The organism is Arthrobacter arabinosi (genome assembly GCF_054511115.1).
Window position 1 is genome coordinate 18,287 of the sequence record NZ_JBTNDF010000006.1, and the last position, 20,139, is coordinate 38,425.

13 protein-coding genes are annotated in these 20,139 nt (G+C 69.2%); 4 read left to right on the forward strand and 9 right to left on the reverse strand.

The genetic code is table 11. The annotated features are described in order from the left end of the window. Nucleotides 1-2: 2 nt before the first annotated feature. The 3 genes from ACX80P_RS14265 to glf are packed head-to-tail and all read right to left on the reverse strand — an operon-like array spanning nucleotide 3 to nucleotide 4,119. Nucleotides 3-911, reverse strand: a complete 909-nt coding sequence (locus tag ACX80P_RS14265; protein WP_459278768.1) for an ABC transporter permease — start codon at nucleotides 909-911, stop codon at nucleotides 3-5. Beyond that, nucleotides 908-2,935 carry a glycosyltransferase gene (locus ACX80P_RS14270; RefSeq protein WP_459278769.1) on the reverse strand — a complete coding sequence of 676 codons (2,028 nt, stop codon included), beginning with the start codon at nucleotides 2,933-2,935 and terminating at the stop codon, nucleotides 908-910. The genes ACX80P_RS14265 and ACX80P_RS14270 overlap by 4 nt, the downstream gene beginning before the upstream one ends. Then, complete coding sequence (gene glf, locus ACX80P_RS14275) at nucleotides 2,932-4,119, reverse strand: UDP-galactopyranose mutase (RefSeq protein ID WP_459278770.1); 1,188 nt, start codon at nucleotides 4,117-4,119, stop codon at nucleotides 2,932-2,934. The genes ACX80P_RS14270 and glf overlap by 4 nt, the downstream gene beginning before the upstream one ends. Before the next feature lie 301 nt (nucleotides 4,120-4,420). On the opposite strand from glf, the gene ACX80P_RS14280 reads away from it, so the two are divergent. Continuing rightward, the gene (locus ACX80P_RS14280) at nucleotides 4,421-8,572 is read left to right on the forward strand and encodes an FtsK/SpoIIIE domain-containing protein (protein WP_459278771.1); all 4,152 of its coding nucleotides are present in this window, start codon (nucleotides 4,421-4,423) and stop codon (nucleotides 8,570-8,572) included. On the opposite strand, the gene ACX80P_RS14285 is transcribed toward ACX80P_RS14280, so the two are convergent. Next, nucleotides 8,535-8,957 (reverse strand): hypothetical protein, encoded by a 423-nt coding sequence (locus ACX80P_RS14285; RefSeq protein WP_459278772.1) that lies wholly within the window; start codon nucleotides 8,955-8,957, stop codon nucleotides 8,535-8,537. The two genes, ACX80P_RS14280 and ACX80P_RS14285, sit on opposite strands and share 38 nt — an antisense overlap. A 268-nt stretch (nucleotides 8,958-9,225) precedes the next feature. Here ACX80P_RS14285 and ACX80P_RS14290 point away from each other — a divergent pair, with 268 nt between their 5' ends. Beyond that, nucleotides 9,226-9,474: a WhiB family transcriptional regulator gene (locus ACX80P_RS14290; RefSeq protein ID WP_055769355.1), complete on the forward strand. Its 249-nt coding sequence runs from the start codon at nucleotides 9,226-9,228 to the stop codon at nucleotides 9,472-9,474. A gap of 107 nt (nucleotides 9,475-9,581) precedes the next feature. Here the strand turns inward: ACX80P_RS14290 and ACX80P_RS14295 are convergent, their stop codons facing one another. The 4 genes from ACX80P_RS14295 to ACX80P_RS14310 form a co-directional block, all read right to left on the reverse strand. Then, nucleotides 9,582-11,057, reverse strand: a complete 1,476-nt coding sequence (locus ACX80P_RS14295) for a sensor histidine kinase (RefSeq protein WP_459278773.1) — start codon at nucleotides 11,055-11,057, stop codon at nucleotides 9,582-9,584. 162 nt (nucleotides 11,058-11,219) lie between these two features. After that, nucleotides 11,220-16,049 (reverse strand): NAD-glutamate dehydrogenase, encoded by a 4,830-nt coding sequence (locus tag ACX80P_RS14300; RefSeq protein WP_459278774.1) that lies wholly within the window; start codon nucleotides 16,047-16,049, stop codon nucleotides 11,220-11,222. A 47-nt stretch (nucleotides 16,050-16,096) separates the two neighbouring features. Then, nucleotides 16,097-17,428: a CpaE/TadZ family protein gene (locus tag ACX80P_RS14305; RefSeq protein ID WP_459278775.1), complete on the reverse strand. Its 1,332-nt coding sequence runs from the start codon at nucleotides 17,426-17,428 to the stop codon at nucleotides 16,097-16,099. Beyond that, a complete protein-coding gene (locus ACX80P_RS14310) occupies nucleotides 17,425-18,081 on the reverse strand; it encodes a CpaB family protein (RefSeq protein ID WP_459278776.1) in 657 nt (218 codons plus the stop codon). The genes ACX80P_RS14305 and ACX80P_RS14310 overlap by 4 nt, the downstream gene beginning before the upstream one ends. A gap of 184 nt (nucleotides 18,082-18,265) precedes the next feature. Here ACX80P_RS14310 and ACX80P_RS14315 point away from each other — a divergent pair, with 184 nt between their 5' ends. Beyond that, nucleotides 18,266-18,493, forward strand: coding sequence for a helix-turn-helix domain-containing protein (locus ACX80P_RS14315; protein ID WP_459278777.1), 228 nt, complete (start codon nucleotides 18,266-18,268; stop codon nucleotides 18,491-18,493). Nucleotides 18,494-18,550: 57 nt separating this feature from the next. Here the strand turns inward: ACX80P_RS14315 and ACX80P_RS14320 are convergent, their stop codons facing one another. Beyond that, nucleotides 18,551-19,111: a hypothetical protein gene (locus ACX80P_RS14320; protein WP_459278778.1), complete on the reverse strand. Its 561-nt coding sequence runs from the start codon at nucleotides 19,109-19,111 to the stop codon at nucleotides 18,551-18,553. Between the two features lie 121 nt (nucleotides 19,112-19,232). On the opposite strand from ACX80P_RS14320, the gene ACX80P_RS14325 reads away from it, so the two are divergent. Then, nucleotides 19,233-20,087, forward strand: coding sequence for a LysM peptidoglycan-binding domain-containing protein (locus ACX80P_RS14325; RefSeq protein ID WP_459278779.1), 855 nt, complete (start codon nucleotides 19,233-19,235; stop codon nucleotides 20,085-20,087). Nucleotides 20,088-20,139: the final 52 nt, after the last annotated feature.

The following is a 20,139-nucleotide window of genomic DNA, read 5'->3' on the forward strand; positions in this document are numbered from 1 at the left end:
GGTTACAACTCCTGTGCGAAGCGGCCCTCGAGCCGCTTGAAGACGAGCTGACCGATGAGCAGCGTCAGACCCGATATCACGAGGGCGACCGGCACCCACAAAGACAACAGATTTGGAGGGATAGCCTCGGCCCGCTCGGTCGTGGGCAGCCAAAATGCGAAGTGGAAAGTTTCGACGGCAACTGTGATGGGGTTGAGCTGGTAGATCAGGAAGAAGGTCTCGCCCAACTTGTCGCGGACGAGTACCCATGGGTAGAGCACCGGTGATGCCCAGGTCGCGACCATGAGCAGCATGTCGACGAGGTTCTCTGCGTCGCGGAAGTACACGTTGACCGCACCGAACAACAGGCCCAGACCGATCGCGAACATCGTCAGGATCAGAAAACCTGCGCCGGCGGCGGCGACCTGGAACACCGTGGGCGACCACCCCGCGAAGAGACAGGCGACAAAGAGGATGAGGATCTGCGGGAGGAAGTGCACCGCCGACACCCAGGTTGAGGCAAGCGGGAAGAGCTCCCGTGGCAGGTATATCTTCTTAATCAGTCCGCCATTCGTCACAATCGACCGCGACGCGTTACCCAGCGACTCGTTGAAGTAGTTGATCAATACGATGCCGGAGAACAAGTAGATTGCATAGTTGGGGAGGCCGGCAGGGTTGCGCTCGCTCTGCTCAAGTCCAAGGAAGACACCGAGCGCCACGTAGAACACGACGAACTGGATACCCGGCTTGACGTAAGACCAGAGCAACCCGAGAACCGACCCCCGGTAGCGGACGCGCAGCTCTTTCTGCACCAGAAGCTTCAGCAGGAAGCGGGATCGGACGACGTCGCGCAGGCCGAGCCCGTAGCCGGGCGCCACGAGCTCACCCCGCGAACCCCCGCCTGCAGCTGAACGATCGGTGACACTGCTCACTGGGACGACTTCCCTGCGCTTTCGACGCTGCTGGCATCCTCGAACGTCTCTACCCAGGCCTGCTGGGAGGTGAAGTCTGGCAGCGCCTGCTGGTACTCCTCCGTCAGTTCGTCCCAGCGGGCCAGTAGCCGCTGATGAAGCACGATGCTCCGCTTGAGCATGGACTGGAACTTGGCCGAATCACGCTTGTACCAGGACGCGCCCGATCCGTCAGCGGAGGACACCAGTGCCGAGTCGAGCTGCGAGAGCCGCCACCACCGTGCGTCCATAGCCGGAACGTTCGCTTCAGGGTGCACACTCGCCTCGGGGCGGGCTGCGCGGACCTGACGAAGGGCTCCCGTGCCGGCCTTGACGAGGGCGCTCCGCAGGGTGTGCGGCGGTGACGGCTTAACTCCCTTCTTGGGCGGCTTCACACGCTTGACGTCGGGGAACTCGGCGATGTTCTTTTCGATGCGTGCATCGTCGAATTCGGCTCGACGCCTGCGGATTTCGGGGAGTTTCGCGCCGATGGTCGCGTGAAGGTGCGAGGGACCGTCCAGGATGTCCTCGAGCGCGTTCAGCCGGAGCTCGACAGCCGAGTACTGCATGGAGAGCAGATGACGGACGTCCACTGCAAAGCTCTCTCGCGGCATGCGGCCACCGTGCTTGTAGGGCGAATACAGCATCGTGGCGAGCCAGCGGTTGCGCTGGTGGTAATAGGCCTGCCAGTCGATGGTATCGTCCTTCTCCGTCCACGGCATGTGCCATACCGCTGCGCCCGGAAGCGAGACAGTGCGGTAGCCGTGAGCTTTCGCTCGGATGCCGTATTCAGCGTCGTCCCATTTGATAAAGACAGGGAGCGCGAGGCCGATCTCCCGAATGATGCTGGTCGGGATGAGGCACATCCACCAGCCGTTGTAGTCGACGTCGACGCGGCGGTGCATCCAGGGAGTCGTGCGGAGGTTGCTGGCGGAGAAATCGTGGGATTCCTGCGTTGTCGATACCGTGCCGTAGGTATAGCGGTACTCACTAATTTCCTCGCCGAAGCTGTGAAGCACGGCGCGTTCGTAAAGGTTGAACATATGCCCGCCGACGATCGTCGGCTTACGCGTGAAGTCGGCGAAGCTGACAGCACGGAGGATGCCCTCGGTCTCTACGATCACGTCGTCATCGAGAAGCATGACGTACTTGCTGCGGCCGTCCTCGAGCGTCTCATGCATGCCTCGGGCAAATCCGCCCGAGCCGCCGAGGTTCGCCTGCTCGATCAGGTGGAACTGACCCTCTAGCGCCCGCGCGGCGTCCTCGTAGCCCTCCTCATAGCGAACCTTCTGCGTGCCCTGGTCGGTGATGAGGAGGCGATCGAGCACGGTGAGGAGTTGCGGAGCCTCGGCCAGCGTCTGGAGAAGCCGCACGCAGTAGTCGGGCCGATTGAAGGTGGTGACGGCAATGGAAAGGGTCCCGGGCACGAAGCCGTCATGTTCGGGAACCGCCCACTCCGCGTTCACGAGGTTCACGTCGTTGTCCTGGGCAACGAGGTCGAACCAGTACCACCCGCCGTCACCGAAGGCGGTGATCGGCAGATCGACGGTCGCCGGGTTGTTTGCACCGACATAGACGCTCTTGACCCGGTTGGATGTTCCACGCGAGCTCGACCGGTAGATAATCACCGTCGCTTCGGCATCGACATCCACGGTGAGGCGCACTTGCCCGACATTGGTATGTGCGCGCCAGTAGCTCGCCGGAAAAGCATTGAAGTACGTGCCGAAGGACACACGCCGATAGGCTGGAAGGCGCAGGCTCCGTCTGTCGAGAACAACGTCGGAGCGCTGACTCGTGCGCTGCGCGACGACGCCCATCACACCGGCATCGGTCCCGGACAAGGGGCGCCCGTCACTGACTACCCGCTGCGCCGCGTTGAAATCGACGTACAGGGGAAGGGTGTCGGTGTCGCCGTCCGTCGGGAAGACGACGCGGTGGACCGTCCTCCACTGCACGGGCATGCCATCTTCTGCCGCCTCATCAACGCTTTTTGAAACCATGCTCATTCGTCCACGCCTCCGCTTTCAAGCTTTGCCCCGGATGTGAAATGGGGGGTGATCTTATTGTCGAACATGCTCAGCGCCGAACTGATGGCCATGTGCATGTCGAGGTACTTGTAGGTTCCGAGGCGGCCTCCGAACAGCACGGACTTCTCACCCTTCGCCAGATCGCGATAGGCGAGCAGTTTCGCGCGGTCCTCGGACGTGTTGATCGGGTAGTACGGTTCATCGCCCTTCTCGGCGAATCGCGAGTACTCCCGCATGATGACCGTCGCATCCTTGGTGTAGTCGCGCTCCGGGTGGAAGTGACGGAACTCGTGGATGCGGGTGAACGGGGAGTCCTCGTCGGGGTAGTTCATGACCGAGCATCCCTGGAAGTCCCCGACCGGGAGCACTTCCTCCTCGAGGTCGATAGTGCGCCAGGAGAGAGCGCCCTCGGCGAAGTCGAAGTACCGGTCGACCGGTCCTGTGTAAATGACGGGTACCTGGCCGAGGGTGGACGAGCGTGAGTACTCGTGGCCCTCGTCGAAGAAGTCCGTCTCCAGGTGGACATCGATGTTCGGGTGGTCTGCCATCCGCTCGATCCACGCCGTATAGCCGTTGACCGGCAGGCCCTCGTACTTATCGTTGAAGTACCGGTTGTCGTACGTGTACCGGACGGGAAGGCGGGAGATGATCTCGGCCGGCAGGTCCTTCGGGTCGGTCTGCCACTGCTTGCCCGTGTAGTGCTTGATGAAGGCCTCGTACAGGGGACGCCCGATGAGCTGGATGCCCTTGTCGTTCAGATTCTGGGGGTCCGTACCCGCGAGTTCGCCTGCCTGCTCCTGGATCAGCGCACGCGCCTCAGCGGGACCGAGGGCGGACCGGAAGAACTGGTTGATGGTGCCGAGGTTGATCGGCATGGGGTACACCTCGCCCTTATGGCGGGTGTAGACCTTATGGACGTAGCTCGTGAACTCGGTGAAGTTGTGGACGTAGTCCCACACACGCTCGTTGGACGTGTGGAAAAGGTGCGCCCCGTACCGGTGGACCTCGATCCCAGTGCGGGCCTCGTTCTCGCTGTATGCGTTGCCGCCGATGTGGTGCCGTCGGTCGAGGACAGCCACCTTGAGGCCAAGCTGGGTGGCCGCCCTTTCCGCGATGGTCAGGCCGAAAAAGCCCGACCCGACAACGACGAGGTCAACGTTCACAAGCACTCCTGAATTGATTCTGACGACAAACATGCCCGCTTAAGGCTACCCGAAAGGACATGTCATACCTCGCACCGTGAAACTGGCGGAGGTTCGCACAACGGCACGGTTGCCGAGCTTGAGCACTATCCAGCCCAATTGCCGAGCGGCTTCATCCCTGGCTCGGTCGAGGAGAGCGGCGCTCGAATCTGCCTGGCTCGTGCCGCCTACGTCGTGCATGTTATCCACATTCCAAGGAACCCGACGCACTCCCGCCTGGTTCCTCCTAACCTCGGGACGAGTCACCGTCCGGGAGGTTCCCATGGATCTGCACGTCACTCTCGCGAGCGCTCCCCCGATCGCGTTCCCGCCCGGGGAGATCGTCCTGGACACCCGTGTGGTCGGCACGGGCGCGGTGCTGGCGGAGCGGCTCGCGGCAGCCGGATACCCGGGTCCCTTCACGGTGGACGGGCGACCGTTGGCCGACCTGGTGCCCTTCTCCGCCGGCTTCGCGCCGGGTGCCGTGATCGTGTGCGGCGCGGCCCCGGGTCCGTGCGCCGAGACGTCGCTCCCCCACCTGGCGTTCGTCGTCCACACGGGGCCCGACGCCGGGCAGGTCGTCCCCCTGACCCGGGGCAGCTACGTCATCGGACGCGCGGCGGCCGCCATCACCATCACCGATCCGGCCATCTCCCGCCGGCATGCCCTGCTGACCGTCACGGGGGATTCGATCGTCCTGGAGGACCTCGGGTCGGCGAACGGGACCTTCGTCGACGGGGCGAGGGTCGCGACGGCGGCCATCACGAGCACGGCCGACCTCCGGATCGGCGCCAGCCGGTGCCGTCTCCGACTCCTCGACGATCCCGGCTGGACGCCGGGAGATCCTCCGCACGTCCTCGAACCCCTGGACATCGCTGCGGACCTCCCGGCCAGACCCTCGCGCCTGCTCATCCTCACCGCCCTGCTGCCGCTCGTCCTCGGGGTCGTCCTCGCGCTGACCACGGGCATGTGGTTCTTCCTCGCGTTCAGCGCCCTCTCGGCCGTGACCGGCGTCGTGCCGCTGATGACCTATCGCCGGAAGGCGGCCGTCTTCGCGGACGCGGTGCGCGCCGCCACCGGGCGGGACCGCGCACGACGCGAGCTCGCGGCACCCGATCCCGGCCAGACGGCGCTCGACGCCGTCCGCGCCACGCGCCGACCGCCGTCGGGGGCGTCCGGCACTCCGGGGCCCGCGCGGGGTCCCGTCCTGTTGCGGTTGGGCCGGGCGGACCAGCCGGCGAACCTCACGGCCGGACGCGCGGACGGCCCGTTCGAACCCCCGGTCCTGGACGGGGTGCCGCTTCTCCTCGCGTGCCCGGAGCCCGGAGCCACCGGCGACGGAGCGAGGATGCCCCCCTTCACGATCACCGGGGACGCCGAGCCGGTGCTCGGCGTCACGCGGGCCCTCCTGCTGCAGGCGGCGCACCCGCGGTCGGGAGCACCGAACCTCGTGTGCTGGGGGCCCGCCCGGGACCTCCCGCACCCGGCACGCTTCCTGCCGAACGTGCACCTCACGCATGACCGCGGCCTGCTTGCGTCACTCGCCGCGCAGCCGGTGCTCCTGCTGGTCTTCCAATTCTCCGACGACCTGCCCGGGATCGCGGGTGCTGCGCCTGTCGTCGTCATCAGGATCGACCCCTGTCCACGGTCCAGCCGGGCCGTCCCCGGGGCCGATGCCGTGCCGCTCGGACCGGCATTGGTGCTCACGGCGGGGACCGCCCGGGCGAGCATGGGCGACCGTGACCACAGGGTCCTTCCCGATGGGGTCTCGGCGCGGACGTTCGAGCGGACCGCGCGGATGCTGGGCCGGGGGACGGCCCTGCATCCGGTCTCACCGGCGCGTGAGGGGTGGGCCGGGCCCTCCGCGGGTTCCACCCTGCCGGCATCCGCATCCTTCTGGTCGGACGATCTGATGCCCGATACCCTCGCCCGTGCGGCCGCCGACCGGTGGACCACCTCCGACGGCGGGCACCTCGCAGCCGAGGTGGGCCGGTCCGTGGTCGGCCCGCTGCGGATCGACCTCGTGACGGACGGTCCCCACCTGCTGGTGGTCGGCACCACCGGCTCCGGCAAGTCCGAGTTCCTGAGGACCCTCGTGCTCGGGCTCGCACGGAACCAGCCACCCGAGCACCTCACGGTGCTGCTGGTCGACTACAAGGGCGGTTCAGGCCTCGGCCCCCTGGCATCCCTGCCGCACTGCGTGGGGAGCCTCACCGACCTGTCGTCCGAGTCCACCGGTCGGGCCCTGACATCGCTCCGCGCGGAGCTGCGGTACCGGGAACGCCTCTGTGCCGGGTCGAGCGCCCAGGACCTGGACGACCTCCGCCGCGTCGCCCCGGCTGCCTGCCCGCCGCGGCTGGTGGTGGTGGTCGACGAGTTCAGGATGCTGAGTGACGACGTCCCGACCGCCCTCCCGGATCTCCTGAAGATCGCCTCGCTCGGCCGATCGCTCGGCGTCCACCTGGTCCTGGCGACGCAGAGGGCCCAGGGCGCCGTGACCCCGGACCTGAGGGCGAACGTCACGTCCTCGGTCCTCCTCAGGGTCCAGACCCCGATGGAGTCGCAGGACCTCCTCGGGAGTTCCGAGGCCGCCGACCTCCCCGTCGCCACGCCCGGGCGGGCCTTCCTGCGCCGCGGCTCGGAGGTTCCGATCGCATTCCAGGTCGCGTCGTCGTCGGAGGTACCCGCTGCCGATGGGAACCCGGGCTGGCAGGACCTCGCCTCCCACATCCGGGGTGCGTCGGCGGGCCCTGCCCGGCCGGCCGCACGCCCGGGGCACTCCCCGGGCGGCGTGCTCGAGCAGGCGGTCGATGCTCTGCGTTCCGCGGCCGGCGGGTCCTCCGCCCCGCGACCACGCCGGCCTGTCCTGCCGTCCCTTCCCCGCGTCCTCACATCGACGGCGTGTACTGGCTTCCGGCCCGTCACGGCGGAGAACGTCGCGGCGGACGGTGACATCGCGGGAAGCCTCACGCCCGGAGACCGTCCGCGGCGCGGAGGGGTCGCCCTCGGCGTCGCCGACCTCCCGGACCAGCAGGACCAGCGCCTCCTGCTCTGGCGACCCGCGGACCACTCCCACCTCGCCCTCATCGGACTCCCGGGCAGCGGCGCCACGCAGGCCCTCGCGGTGATCGCCTCGCGCCTGCCGGGCGTGGACCCTGATGCCCACCTGTACGTCCTCGACGGTGACAGCAGCCTGACCGGCTGTTCCAGGGCCCCGCAGGTGGGCGCCTACGTCCGCCCGGACGAGACGAAGCGCGCGGGCCGCGTCCTCGAGAGACTCGTGGACCTCGGGGCGGGCCGGCCCGGGGACCGCCCCCGGATCGTCCTCGTGATCACGGGGTGGGGGCGCTGGAACAGCCAGTTCCGTCAGGGCCGCTTCGCCCGCGCCGAGGAGGACCTGCACGCGCTCGTGCGGGACGGCGCGGCGCGGGGTGTCACCGTCTGCATCGGCGGCGACCGCGAACTGACCACCGCCCGGTTCTTCGCTCTCCTGCCGAACCGTGTCTACCTCCCCTTCGGAGCGCACCAGGAGACGACCATGACCTGGCCGAAGATGCCACCCATGGATGCGGTCGAAGGCCGGGGGTTCGCCCAGGGCCGCATCACCGGCGTCCAGGGTGAAGGCACCTGCCAGCTCGTCCTGGAGGCCGTCCGCCCTGATCCGATTACATCCCCCGCGCGGGCACCGTTCCCGGTCCACCCGCTGCCGTCCGCCGTCGACATCACCCGCCTTCACCGGCGACGCGCCGTCGAACCGCGACGGGGGTCCATCGACCTTCCCCTGGGATTGTCCGGGGACGACCTCGATCCGTATGCGATCAGTCTCCGCCGGGGCGAGATCTTCCTCGTGCTGGGCCATCCCCGGACCGGCCGGACCACGGCCCTCCGGGTCCTCGAGGATTCGGCATCCCGGCTCCGTCCCCGCCCCACGGTCCTCGCACCCTCACCGGGCACACCGGCCGCGGAGTCGCTGAGGTACTGGCGGGACCTCGCCGAGCGCACCACCCGCCCGCCGGCGGGGGACGTCCTCCTGCTCGTCGATGACGCGGACCACCTTCCCGCGGACGTCCATCAGGTGCTCGCGGGGCTGGTCGCGCAGGGCGCTGCGGCAGTGCTCGCGGCCGCACCGGGTCCGTCGCTGATGACGCGGGTTCCCCTGACCGCGCAGGTGCGCGGTCAGGGTCGCGGCCTCGTCCTGTCGCCGCGGTCGCCGGGCGACGGCGACGTCCTCGGTGTCCGTCTCGATTCGGAAGGGTCCCCCGTCCCGGGCCGAGGATATGCCTGCGACCTGCCGGCCGTCGTGGAGATCCAGGTGGCGACGTGCCCGGCCGATCGGCACACGACGGATTCCACGGCGGATTGCACGGCGGCGGGGCTGCGTACTCCCGCGGTACCGCCTACAGCGTTCTGGCGGGCCCCGTCGTCCGGCTCGTGAAATCGACGACGGGCTTCGAGAAGAGCGTGACGATCACGGCGGCGGCCGGAAGGACGAACAGAAGGCCGATCAGGGGATTTCCGGCGGTGAAGAAGGGGAACGCCAGGATCACCAGGAACAGCTGGACCACGAGGGCCGGGGAGCGCGGCCAGCGGAAACCGGCACCGAGCCTCCGCGCCATGGCCACCAGGGCCGCCGCGACCAGCAGGAGCAGGACGGTCATGAACACCGAACCCCCTACGGAGATCGGGTCCGCGGCGAAGATCGACAGGATGGAGCCCACCGAGAGTGCGACGAGGGCGAGCGCTTCGAGGATCAGCACCGCGGCGATCAGGAGGACGCCGGGCGGTCTGGTCGGATGGTGCGGGGCCGGAGCGGTGGACACCCTCGAACCCTATCCGACCTGCCGATCTCCGGAGGGATCGCGGCAGACGGGGATGTCCGTGGATACCGCCCATAGCAGGCCTTGCTGTGACAAACCACTCATCCGCCCGGTCAATTAGACCGGTGAAGCCCTTGTTTACCCGATGGTTACGTGACAGCGTTAACCCAGTTGAATCCCGGGGGCCGAGATCGGCCCCTTTACTATGAGCCCCCTCGTGAATGTTTTCACAAGCACACGATGCGCGAGGCTGAAGGAGAATGTGATCACCATGGATTGGCGTAGCCGCGCGGCCTGCCTGGACAAGGACCCGGAACTTTTCTTCCCGGTCGGTAACACCGGACCCGCGCTTCTTCAGATCGAAGAGGCGAAGAGCGTCTGCCGCCGCTGTCAGGTACAGGACACCTGCCTGCAGTGGGCCATCGAATCCGGCCAGGATGCCGGAGTCTGGGGCGGGTTGAGTGAGGACGAGCGCCGGGCGCTCAAGCGTCGGGCCGCAAGGGCTCGCCGCGCTTCATAGAGGGTTCCGGGCCGGTCGACCGGTCCGGTGCCGACGCAGTCCTGCGATGCAGGGCTCCGATCGTTCGACGAGGGGCCGCCCGGTGGGCGGCCCCTCGTCGTTACCCATCACGCCTGGTTGAGGCGCAGTCCCAGCTCGAGGGTGACCGACGTGCCGCCGCCCGGACGCGTGCTCCACGTGATCGTCCCGCCCAGTTCGCTCGTGACCAGGGTCCGGACGATCTGCAGACCCAGGCCTTCTGCGTGCCCGCCGACCGGCAGGCCCACGCCGTCGTCCTCGATCGTGACCCGGAGGATCTCCTCGCCGTCCTCCTCCGTCCGCCGGTTCGCCCTCAGCCACACCGTCCCGGCCCGGTCGGACAGGCCGTGTTCGACGGCGTTGGTGACCAGCTCGTTGATGACGAGGGCCAGGGGTGTCGCGAGGTCGCTGGGGAGTTCCCCGAAGTCCCCGCTCCGTTCCGTCCGGACCGTCTGGGACGGCGACGCCACCTCGGCGGAGAGGCGGAACTGGCGGGAGATGAGTTCGTCGAAGTCGACGCTCTGGGCAAGGCCCTGGGACAGGGTCTCGTGGACGAGGGCGATCGTGGACACCCGCCGCATGGCCTGCTCGAGGCCGAGCTTCCCCTCATCGCTGACCATCCTGCGGGACTGCATCCGCAGCAGCGCCGCCACGGTCTGCAGGTTGTTCTTCACGCGGTGGTGGATCTCGCGGATGGTCGCGTCCTTCGACACGAGTTCCATCTCGCGGCGCCGGAGCTCCGAGACGTCCCGGCACAGGACGAGGGCACCGAAGCGCTCCTTCTCGTCCCGCAGCGGAATGGCCCGCAGGGACAGGCTGACACCGCGGGACTCGATCTCGGTGCGCCACGGCATCCTGCCCGTCACCACCAGGGGAAGCGTCTCGTCGACCATGCGCCGGTCCTTGAGCAGGCCCGTGGTGATCTCGGCCAGCGGCCGCCCCTCGAGCGTCTCCACGTCCCCGAGGCGCCGGAAGGCCGACACCCCGTTGGGGCTCGCGTACTGGACGATTCCGTCGACGTCCAGCCGGATCAGCCCGTCCCCCACACGGGGTGCGCCGCGGCGGGACCCGGTCGGCGTCGCGAAGTCGGGCCACAGCCCGAGCGTGCCCATGCGCAGCAGGTCGTAGGCGCACTGGCGGTAGGTCAGTTCGAGGCGGGACGGCATCCTCGAGCTGGACAGGTCCATGTGGGTGGTCACGACGGCGAGGGTCCGGCCATTGCGCACCATCGGCACGGCCTCGACGCGCATCGCCATCTCCGTGGTCCAGTTCGTCTCGCCCGAGCGCTCGATCTTCTGGGACGCCCAGGCGACGTCGACGAGCGGCTGCAGGTCGGCGCGGATCCGCTCGCCCACGAAGTCGCTGTGGAAGACGGTGTGCGACGTCGACGGCCGGGCATGTGCCAGGGCGACATACCCGCCGCCGTCGAGCGGGAACCACAGCGCGAGGTCGGCGAAGGCGAGGTCGGCGACCATCTGCCAGTCCCCCACCAGGAGATGCAGCCACTCGGCATCGCCGGGCTCGAACCCCGTGAACTCGCGGATCGGATCAGTGAAGATAGCCATGAAGTCTCTCTGTTGCTCGGGCCGGTGCGGCAGCACGACCAGCGTCGCCGGACAGGTCGCGGGCAGCCGGCGGACGGTCCGCGGACGGGTGCAGGGCCCCCGGCGGGGGTGCCGGAACCCAGTCTGTCACCCCCGGCCGGACCGCCGCACCGTGAGCGACCGTCAGCGCACCACCGAACGGAGGAGCCGCAACGCCACGGACAGCGATGAGATGTCGTCCTGCTCCAGCCGGTTCACCTCGGCGAACATGTTGCTGGCACGCTGGAGCTGGTCCTCGTTCTGGTCCTGCCACGCCTGCAGCCGTTCCTCGGCGTCGCGGCCCTGCAGGTCCTTCGACGCCCGCATGACCGCCACGGTGATGTCCGCGACCGTGGAATAGAGGTCGTCCCGCAGCGCGGCGCGTGCGAGGGCCTGCCACCGGTCCGTCCGCGGCAGTTTCGTGATCCGCTCCAGCAGGTTGTCGACCTCGAAGCGATCGTAGACCGTGTAGTAGACATGCGCTATGTTCTCCACCGGCTCATCGATCCGGCGCGTGGAGTAGGCGATGTCGAGCAGCGCGAAGGACTCGAACTGTTCGGCCCAGTGCCGGCCGAGCTCCTCGGGCAGCTGCCACCGGGACGCCATCTCCCGCCAGGTGCCGGCCCGCGCGAGGTCGTTGCCCCGGAGGTACCGGCTCAGATGCATACGGAACGGTGCGATCAGCGGCTTGAACGCGTCGATGTCCTGATCGACCGAGGTGCCGACCTCCACGTGGTTGACGAACCACCGCACGGCCCGGTCCAGGAGCCTCCGCAGGTCGAGGTGCACGGTGCACCAGTGGTCCGTCGGGAAGTCCGCCGGCAGCGCCGCGAGCGCGTCCACGGTCTCGTCGAGCGAGTAGATCTCGCGCAGGGCCACGAACGCACGTGCGATCACCGGCTCGGGCACGGAGGTCTCCTCCATCACCCGGAACGCGAACGTGATCCCGCCCATGTTGATGATGTCGTTGGCGACGACGGTCGAGATGATCTCCCGCCGCAGGGGGTGGGTGTCGAGGAGGTCGTCGAACCGCTCGACGAGCTGGCGCGGGAAGTAGCGCCGCAGGGTGCCCTTGAAGTACGGATCGTCGGCGAGGGTGCTGGCCGAGAGGACCCTCGTGAGCTCGATCTTCGCATAGGCCGCGAGGACGGAGAGTTCCGGCGAGGTGAGGCCCTGGCCCAGGTCGGTCCTCCTGCGCAGCTCCGCCGGGGTGGGCAGCGCCTCGAGGTCCCGGTCGAGGTCGACCGTCTTCTCCAGCCAGTCCATCATGCGTTCGTAGCTCGGGCCCCACTCGATGACCCGCTGGCGGTCGTTGAGGAGCAGCACGTTCTGGTCGATGTTGTCCTGCAGGACCAGCCGGCCGACCTCATCGGTCATGGAATGCAGGAACTCCGCGCGTTGCCCGGGCTGCAGGCGACCCGCCCGCACCATCCGGTCGACGAAGATCTTGATGTTGACCTCATGGTCCGAGCAGTCGACGCCGGCGCTGTTGTCGATGGCGTCGGTGTTCAGGATGACCCCGGACAGCGCCGCCTCGATGCGTCCGCGCTGGGTCATCCCGAGGTTCCCGCCCTCACCGACGACGCGCACCCGCAGGTCGCTGCCGTTCACGCGGATGGCGTCGTTGGCGCGGTCGCCCACCTCGGCGTTCGTCTCGTCGGACGCCTTCACGTAGGTCCCGATACCGCCGTTGTAGAGCAGATCGGCGGGGGCGCGGAGGATGGCGCGGAGCAGTTCGGGAGGGTTGAGCTCCGTGATCCCGGCGTCGAGGCCCAGGGCGTCCCGGACCTCCGGCGAGATGGGGACCGACTTGGCCTGCCGCGGGTACACGCCGCCGCCGGCACTGATGAGCGCGGCGTCGTAGTCCTCCCAGCTCGACCGGGGCAGCTCGAACAGGCGCCGGCGCTCGGCGAAGGACGCCGCGGCGTCCGGATTCGGGTCGAGGAAGATGTGGCGGTGGTCGAACGCCGCCAGGAGGCGGATGTGCTCGGAGAGGAGCATCCCGTTCCCGAAGACGTCGCCGCTCATGTCGCCCACCCCGACGACGGTGAAGTCGTCGGTCTGCGTGTCGACGTCGAACTCGCTGAAGTGGCGCTTCACGGACTCCCACGCGCCGCGCGCGGTGATGCCCATCGCCTTGTGGTCGTAGCCCACCGATCCGCCGGATGCGAAGGCGTCGCCCAGCCAGAAGTCGTACTCGGCGGACAGCTCGTTCGCGATGTCGGAGAACGACGCCGTGCCCTTGTCCGCGGCGACCACCAGGTAGGTGTCGTCGTCGTCGTGCCGGACCACCCGGGGCGGCGGTGCCACCGTCTCGGTGGTGCCGTTCGTGAGGATGTTGTCGGTGATGTCCAGCAGTCCGCGGATGAAGGTCCGGTAGCTGGCCTGGCCCTCGGTGACCCAGGCCTGGCGGTCGAGCGAGGGGTCGGGCAGCTGCTTGGCGAAGAAGCCGCCCTTGGCCCCGGTCGGGACGATCACCGCGTTCTTCACGGTCTGCGCCTTGACGAGGCCGAGGACCTCGGTCCGGAAGTCCTCGCGCCGGTCCGACCAGCGCAGTCCTCCGCGGGCCACCTTGCCGAACCGCAGGTGGACGCCCTCGACCTGCGGGGAGTACACCCAGATCTCGAACTTCGGCCGGGGGAAGGGTGCGCCGTTGATCCGGGACGTGTCGAACTTGAAGCTGACGTGGCGCTTGTCCTGGAAGTAGTTGGTCCGCAGCGTCGCGTCGATGAGGTTGGCGAAGGTCCGCAGGACACGGTCCGCGTCGAGGGTGGGGACCTGCTCGAGGCACTCCTCGAGCGTGGCCCGGGCGGCGTCGGACGCGGCGCCCCGGTCGCCGTCGAGGTCCGGGTCGAACCGTGCCGCGAACAGCGCCACGAGGGCGCGGGTGACGGCGGGATTACGGAGCAGGGTGCCGGCGACGAACCCGTAGGAGTTGGTGTTGCCCATCTGGCGCATGTACTTGGCGTAGGCGCGGAGGATCACCACCTGGCGCCACCCCAGTTCCTCGGCGAGCACGAGCCGGTCGAACGCGTCGGATTCGCTGTCGCCGGCCACGGCCGCGCGGAACGCGTCGGTGAGCAGGGACGCGGTGGCGAGCGGCTCGATCCCGGTCGGGTACCTCAGCCCCAGGTCGTACAGGAAGAACGAGCGGTCGTCGGACCGGGTGACCTCGAACGGCCGCTCGTCCAGCACCTCGAGCCCGAGGTTGTGGAGGTAGGGCAGGATCTGCGTGAGGCTCTTCGCCTCGGTCAGGTAGAGCTTGAGGCGGGCATCCTCGGCATCCTGTCGCTGGGGGAGGTAGACGTGCAGTTGCGGGGACCCGTCGGCCGTCTCGGCGAGCTGCTCGAACCGGGAGATGTCCTGCAGGGCGTCCTCGACCTCGTAGTCGACGCGGTAGCTGGGAGGGAAGGACTCCGCCCACAGCGACGCGAGTCGCTGCGCATCGTCCTGTTCGAACCGCTGCTGGGCGACCTCCACCACGCCCTCGGACCACGAGCGGGCCGCACGGACGAGCCGTTCCTCCAGCTCCCCGGCGTCGATCGCGGGGATCTCGGCTCCCCGCTGCAGCCTGATCCTGAAGAACAGCCGCGCGAGCGCGGACTCGCTCATCCGGGCCTCGAAGTCGATGGACTCGGCGTGGAGGGTGGCGCTCAACTCGTCCTCGATCCGCCGGCGGACACTGGTGGTGTAGCGGTCGCGGGGAAGGTAGACGAGGGCCGACATGAAGCGGCCGTACACGTCCGGGCGCAGGAAGAGCCGCGTCCGCCGTCGCTCCTGGAGGCGCAGGATCCCGAGCGCCGTGGACACCAGGTCGGTGACGTCGATCTGGAACAGCTCGTCGCGGGGATAGGTCTCGAGGATGGACAGCAGGTCCTTGCCCGAGTGCGAGTCCGAGGGGAACCCGCAGCTCCGGAGCACCTCGGCGACCTTGTCGCGGACCAGGGGCACGTTGCGCACCGAACCGGTGTAAGCGCTGGTCGCGAACAGGCCGATGAAGCGCCGCTCGCCGTTCACGTTGCCCTGCGCGTCGAAGCTCTTGATGCCGATGTAGTCGAGGTATGCGGCGCGGTGCACGGTCGACCGCGAGTTCGCTTTCGTGATCACCAGGACCTGCCGCTCGCGTGCCTTCGCACGCCCCGCAGCGGTGAGCTGCTGCAGGTGCCCGCCGCCACTGCCGTTCCGGAGCAGCCCGAGGCCACTGCCCTCCCGCACGAGGAGGGCGTCCGCGCCGTCCTCGTCCGTCACGAGGTCGTACTCCTTGTAGCCGAGGAACGTGAAGTTCCCGTTGTCGAGCCACTGGAGGAGTTCCTGCGCCTGGCGCAGGTCGGGGAGCTGGTCGGCGCCGGCGACCGACCCGAGCGAGGCTTCGATGGAGCGCACGGTGCTGCGCATGGCGGGCCAGTCCTCGACCGCGGCGCGGACGTCACCCAGCACCCGGTGGAGGCCGCCGATGACCGATTCCTTCGCCACCGCGTCGGAGAGCCGCGCGACCTCGACGGAGATCCACGACTCGATGTGCGGGGTGCGGCCGGCCAGGCCCACGAGGTCGCCGATGTTCGGCAGGGCAGCGGTGTCCCCGCTCGACGCCCCGGCGGTGGAAGGGACGCGCTGAAGGGCGGAGAGGGCGTGGGTCCCGTCCTCCCGCACCGCGAGGAACGTGGGATGCACGACCAGCTGGATGGCGGCGTTCTGGCGGACCAGTTCGGCCGTGACGGAGTCGACCAGGAACGGCATGTCGTCGGTGACGATCATGACGACGCTCGAGGTGCCCTGATCCATGATGCCGACGGCGGCCGTCCCCGGCTCGCGGGACTCGGCGAGGTCCCGGTGGGCGAATGCCCGCTGGCGGAGATCGGTGGGGCGGTATCCGACGGCGTCCTCGCGTGCGAGATGCTCGAAGTAATGCTCTACGAAATCCTCCCGTGAAGTGTCCGAGCTTGACTGATCCGTTGTCCTGGATCCAGACGACATGGGAAGGGCCTCCGTAACGAGATTAAAGGCCGCTCCGTTGCGACCTCTTACCGTGGAAGCCTAGCCGGGATGCCCGGAAACTTCACGTTGCGCAGTCGCTGTCCGGGCCCGCGCCGCAGCGCCTCCCCCGTGGCAGGCACCTCGGCGAGGTCGGCGATCGCGAGTCGCAGCGGCGAGCCCGGCGCGGTCTCGAGCAGGGCCGTTCCCGCGAGCAGCGCACGGTCCGCCGCCGCCTGGTCCATGGGCAGGAAGGCCGAGATGGGGGCGGACGGGCCGAAGCGTTCCCAGGCCTCGCGCAGCTGCGTCTCGGGGGCGCGGCCCACCGCCGCCGCCCGCACCCTGTTGAACACCACCCTCGGTGACGCCGTCGGGACGGCGTCACCGAGGTCGGCGAGCGCCTTCACCAGGCGAGGGACGCCGATGGAGTCCGCGGCGCCGACGGCGATGACCGTGTCCGCCGCCTCCAGGCAGCGCAGGGTTGCCCCGTTGCGGCGCGGCGCGAGCGTATCGAAGCTGAGCTCCTCGTCCGCCTCGAGGCAGAATCCGCAGTCGATGATGGTCACCTCCGCCAGGGCGCGCCCCGCCTCGAGGACCCTGCCGAGGGCTGCGGGCCGCAGCTCGGGCCATCGGTCGGGGCGGGTGATGCCCGTCAGGACGCGCAGGCGGCCGCCCCTGACCGCGACGCTCACCGCGATCCGGGCGAGTGACGCGCTGTCGAAGCGGCCCTGGTCGGCGCTGCGGCAGGCCTGCGCGAGCCCGGCGGACTCGTCCAGCAGTCCGAGTGAGGCCCCGATGCTGGCCCCATAGGTGTCGGCGTCGACCAGCAGGACCGAGCTGCCCGCCGCTGCGAGCTCCGCGGCCGTGTTCAGGGCCACGGTGGTGCGACCCGGCGCGCCGGACGGCCCCCACACGGCGACGATCCGCCCGCTACCGGGTTCCTCGGTCACCTCGGCGGGCTGCGGCACCGCGACGTCCGGCAGGCGCATCGGATCGGCGTAGGCCGAGGACGCGCCCTGGTGGCCGGGGTCCGCCTCGAACCGGTCCACCGCCTGGGCGACGGCGGCCGCGAGCACCGCGGGCTCGACCGTCGCCTCGACGTAGGCGATCCCGTCGACGCCGGGACCAGCGGTGGCCGGCGGCTGGTCGGAGAGCGCGATGATGACGACGCCGGCGAAGCGCAGTCGGTCGACGAGGGACGCGGTGAGCTCGGCGGCACCCGGTGCGATGATCACCGCACGCGCCAGCCCGGTCTGGCATGCGGCGACGAGGTCGGTGAGTTCCTCGCAGCGCCGCACGACCGTCACGGGGCCGCGCAGCTGCTCCAGCCCGGGCACATGGGCACTGGCCCCCGCTCCGAGCGTGATGACCGGGATGCTCACGACCGGGCCCCCGGGTTCAGCACGACGGCGATCCGGGCGTCGTTCGACAGCGCACCGAGCAGGTCGGGCATCGCGTCGTCGTCGACGAGGACCTGGACGAGCGTGGTGGAGCTCGCTCCGAGGGCGGACTCCCCCACCATCAGTTCCGACACCTCCGCCGCTTCGAGGAGCAGCCGGGGTTCCTCGTAGGAATTCGTGTCGGTGCGGAGCGAGACCCACACGTCCACCCGGTCCCCTGCGGCGGTCCCGCTCGGCAGGGGGTCCTCGACCGTGAGCCCGACCGGCTTGCGGTCCAGGTCGTCGGGACGGCCGACCGCGGAGGCGGGGATCAGTTCTCCGCGGGTGACGAGCCGGGTGGCCACCGTTCCGTCCGGGATGCCGTCGGCCGCGGGAAGATAGGCACCGCTGGAGTCGCCGAGACGGACGGGCACGGCCACCAGGTCCTCCTCGGTCAATTCGGAGCCCACGGCGATGTCCTCCCGGGCCGCATACACCTGCGTGGTGGTGTCCTGGCTGTCGAGGAGCGCGATGACACCCGCGGTCGAGGCGAGGACCAGGAGCACCCCGACCAGGAGCCTCGGATCCTTCCAGGAGGGCTTCCGCAGACGCGGAGCCTCGCTGGGCAGCTGCCTGGCGCGCGTGTCGGTACTCACTGTCGTCCCCCACTCGACCGGTGGCGCCCCGATCGGACCCCACTCCCCGCACGTCATTGTTGTGCACGGCGGCCCCCGAGGGAACCACTCGACCGCAAACCGGGTCGAGGTGTGGAGAACTACGGCGATCGTTCCCACCGGTGGCAGACTGGACGCACACCCGAACGACCAGAAAGGCGGATCCGTGGCCGAGCGGCGCTTCCTCACCCTCGCCGACGTGGGCGAGGTGCTCAACATCAGTTCGTCGCAGACGTACGCCCTCGTCCGGTCCGGTGAACTGCCGGCCATCCAGGTGGGCGGAAGGGGTCAGTGGCGCGTGGAGACGCGGGTCCTCGAGGAGTACATCGCCCGCGCCTATGAGAAGACGGCGTCGGCCGTGAGGAACGATGCCGGGAGCACTCCACCGGCCTGATGCCGTCCGGGACGGTCCACGCGGGCGTCGCACCCGGGCACGCCGGAGGCCACGGGCTCAGTCCGCCGCTCCCACGGAGTCGAGGGTGTCGATGGCCGCGAAGGGCACGGTGAGGACGTCCATCCCACGCCCCGGACGCCTCTCGGGGTCCGCGCCGGTGGTCCCCAGTTCGATGAAATCAGCGCCCACCCTGTCGATGATCCCCGCGTAGCGGGTGGAGGGCGGTCCGGTCCACAGCTCGATGTGCGCGCGGTCGCGGGACAGCACCCGGAGTGCCGAGCCGAGCCCCAGCCGGGCTCGAACGCCCGACAGCGGCTGGCCGACGCCGCGCCCCAGGCCCCGCAGCGCCTGCAGCGACGACAGCGGCACGATGACCGACCGCCCGTCCACTGCGAGGGCGATCCACCCCGACCCGACATTCGTGAGAACGCCCGCGAACGACCGACCGCCCCGGGTGGAGACGCCGAGCGGCCGGTCGAGCTGGCCGAGCAGTCTCTGCACGAGGGTCAGCCGCGCCTGCTCCGAGCGGGTGCGCTCCCTGATCTCACCCTCCTGGAGCGTGACCGCGGCTGCCTGGAGCTGTGACTCGAGGTCGTCGAAGAGGGCATCCCACCGCATTCCCCCAACCTAGGAGCGCTCCATCCCCTCGTCAATCGAAACACACGCAATCAAATGACCTTTCTATAGACAAATGACATCAAACTGCATCAAGATGGCTTTCTCGAAGAGGGGCGATGCGATGAAGAGTTCGGACACCATCCAGGCCGGGATGATCCTCGGCTGCGGAGTCGTCACGACGGGGGCGGGTGCGGCCCTCCTCGCGGTCCGGGAGCCGAAGGGCGGACAGGGTCTGGAAGGCGTCCTCGGCGTGATCCTGTCGGGCATCGGTGTCGCCGTCGTCGGTGTGTGGCTGCTCCTGTTCCTCGTGGCGGTGCTCGCCGAACTGCTGCAGCGACGTGGCCCGTCCGCAGCGGCGACGTGCGCGTCCAGGTGCGCACCCGCGGTGATGCGACGCCTCGCCGCCGCACTGCTCGGCGTGAATCTCCTCGCTGCCCCTGCCATGGCGGAGGCAGCGACAGCCGGGCCGGAGCGCCCACCCCGGTACGGAGCGACCCTGACTGCTCTCGACGGACCAGCTCTGGGGGCCATCGGACATGCTGCCGCCGCGGGTGCTTCCGGGACGTCGGACGGGGGACCGCACCCGGCATCCGGCGCGGCCGTCGGCCCGAGCGACCGGCAGGGAGCGGAGGAACCCTCGCCTCCGACCGTTCGCGACACCCCGGACGCTGCATCCCTGCCTACGCCACCATCGGCGTCACCGCCCGTGTCGCCGGCCTGGAAACCGGTACCCCTGGCAGTGGACGGCAACCCCCTGCTCCGTGAGCAGACCCGAAACACCGTCGACGCCGCCGAGGTCGTCGTCGCACCGGGCGACTCCCTTTGGTCCATCACCGGCGCGCACCTCGGACCGCTGGCGACGGCAGCGGATATCGCCGAGGCATGGCCCGCCTGGTACGACACCAATCGCGCCGTCATCGGGATCGATCCGTCCCTCCTGCTCCCGGGCACGGTCCTGCGGGCGCCCGCGGGCTAGCGAGTCGGTACGGCCGACCCACCGTCACACCGAGGGACGGCGTCGCGACCGG

Coding starts and splice junctions, on each gene's coding strand:
- ACX80P_RS14270 (WP_459278769.1), bottom strand. CDS start 2,935: ATGAGCATGGTTTCAAAAAGCGTTGATGAGGCGGCAGAAGATGGCATG.
- ACX80P_RS14280 (WP_459278771.1), top strand. CDS start 4,421: ATGGATCTGCACGTCACTCTCGCGAGCGCTCCCCCGATCGCGTTCCCG.
- ACX80P_RS14290 (WP_055769355.1), top strand. CDS start 9,226: ATGGATTGGCGTAGCCGCGCGGCCTGCCTGGACAAGGACCCGGAACTT.
- ACX80P_RS14295 (WP_459278773.1), bottom strand. CDS start 11,057: ATGGCTATCTTCACTGATCCGATCCGCGAGTTCACGGGGTTCGAGCCC.
- ACX80P_RS14300 (WP_459278774.1), bottom strand. CDS start 16,049: ATGTCGTCTGGATCCAGGACAACGGATCAGTCAAGCTCGGACACTTCA.
- ACX80P_RS14320 (WP_459278778.1), bottom strand. CDS start 19,111: ATGCGGTGGGATGCCCTCTTCGACGACCTCGAGTCACAGCTCCAGGCA.
- ACX80P_RS14325 (WP_459278779.1), top strand. CDS start 19,233: ATGAAGAGTTCGGACACCATCCAGGCCGGGATGATCCTCGGCTGCGGA.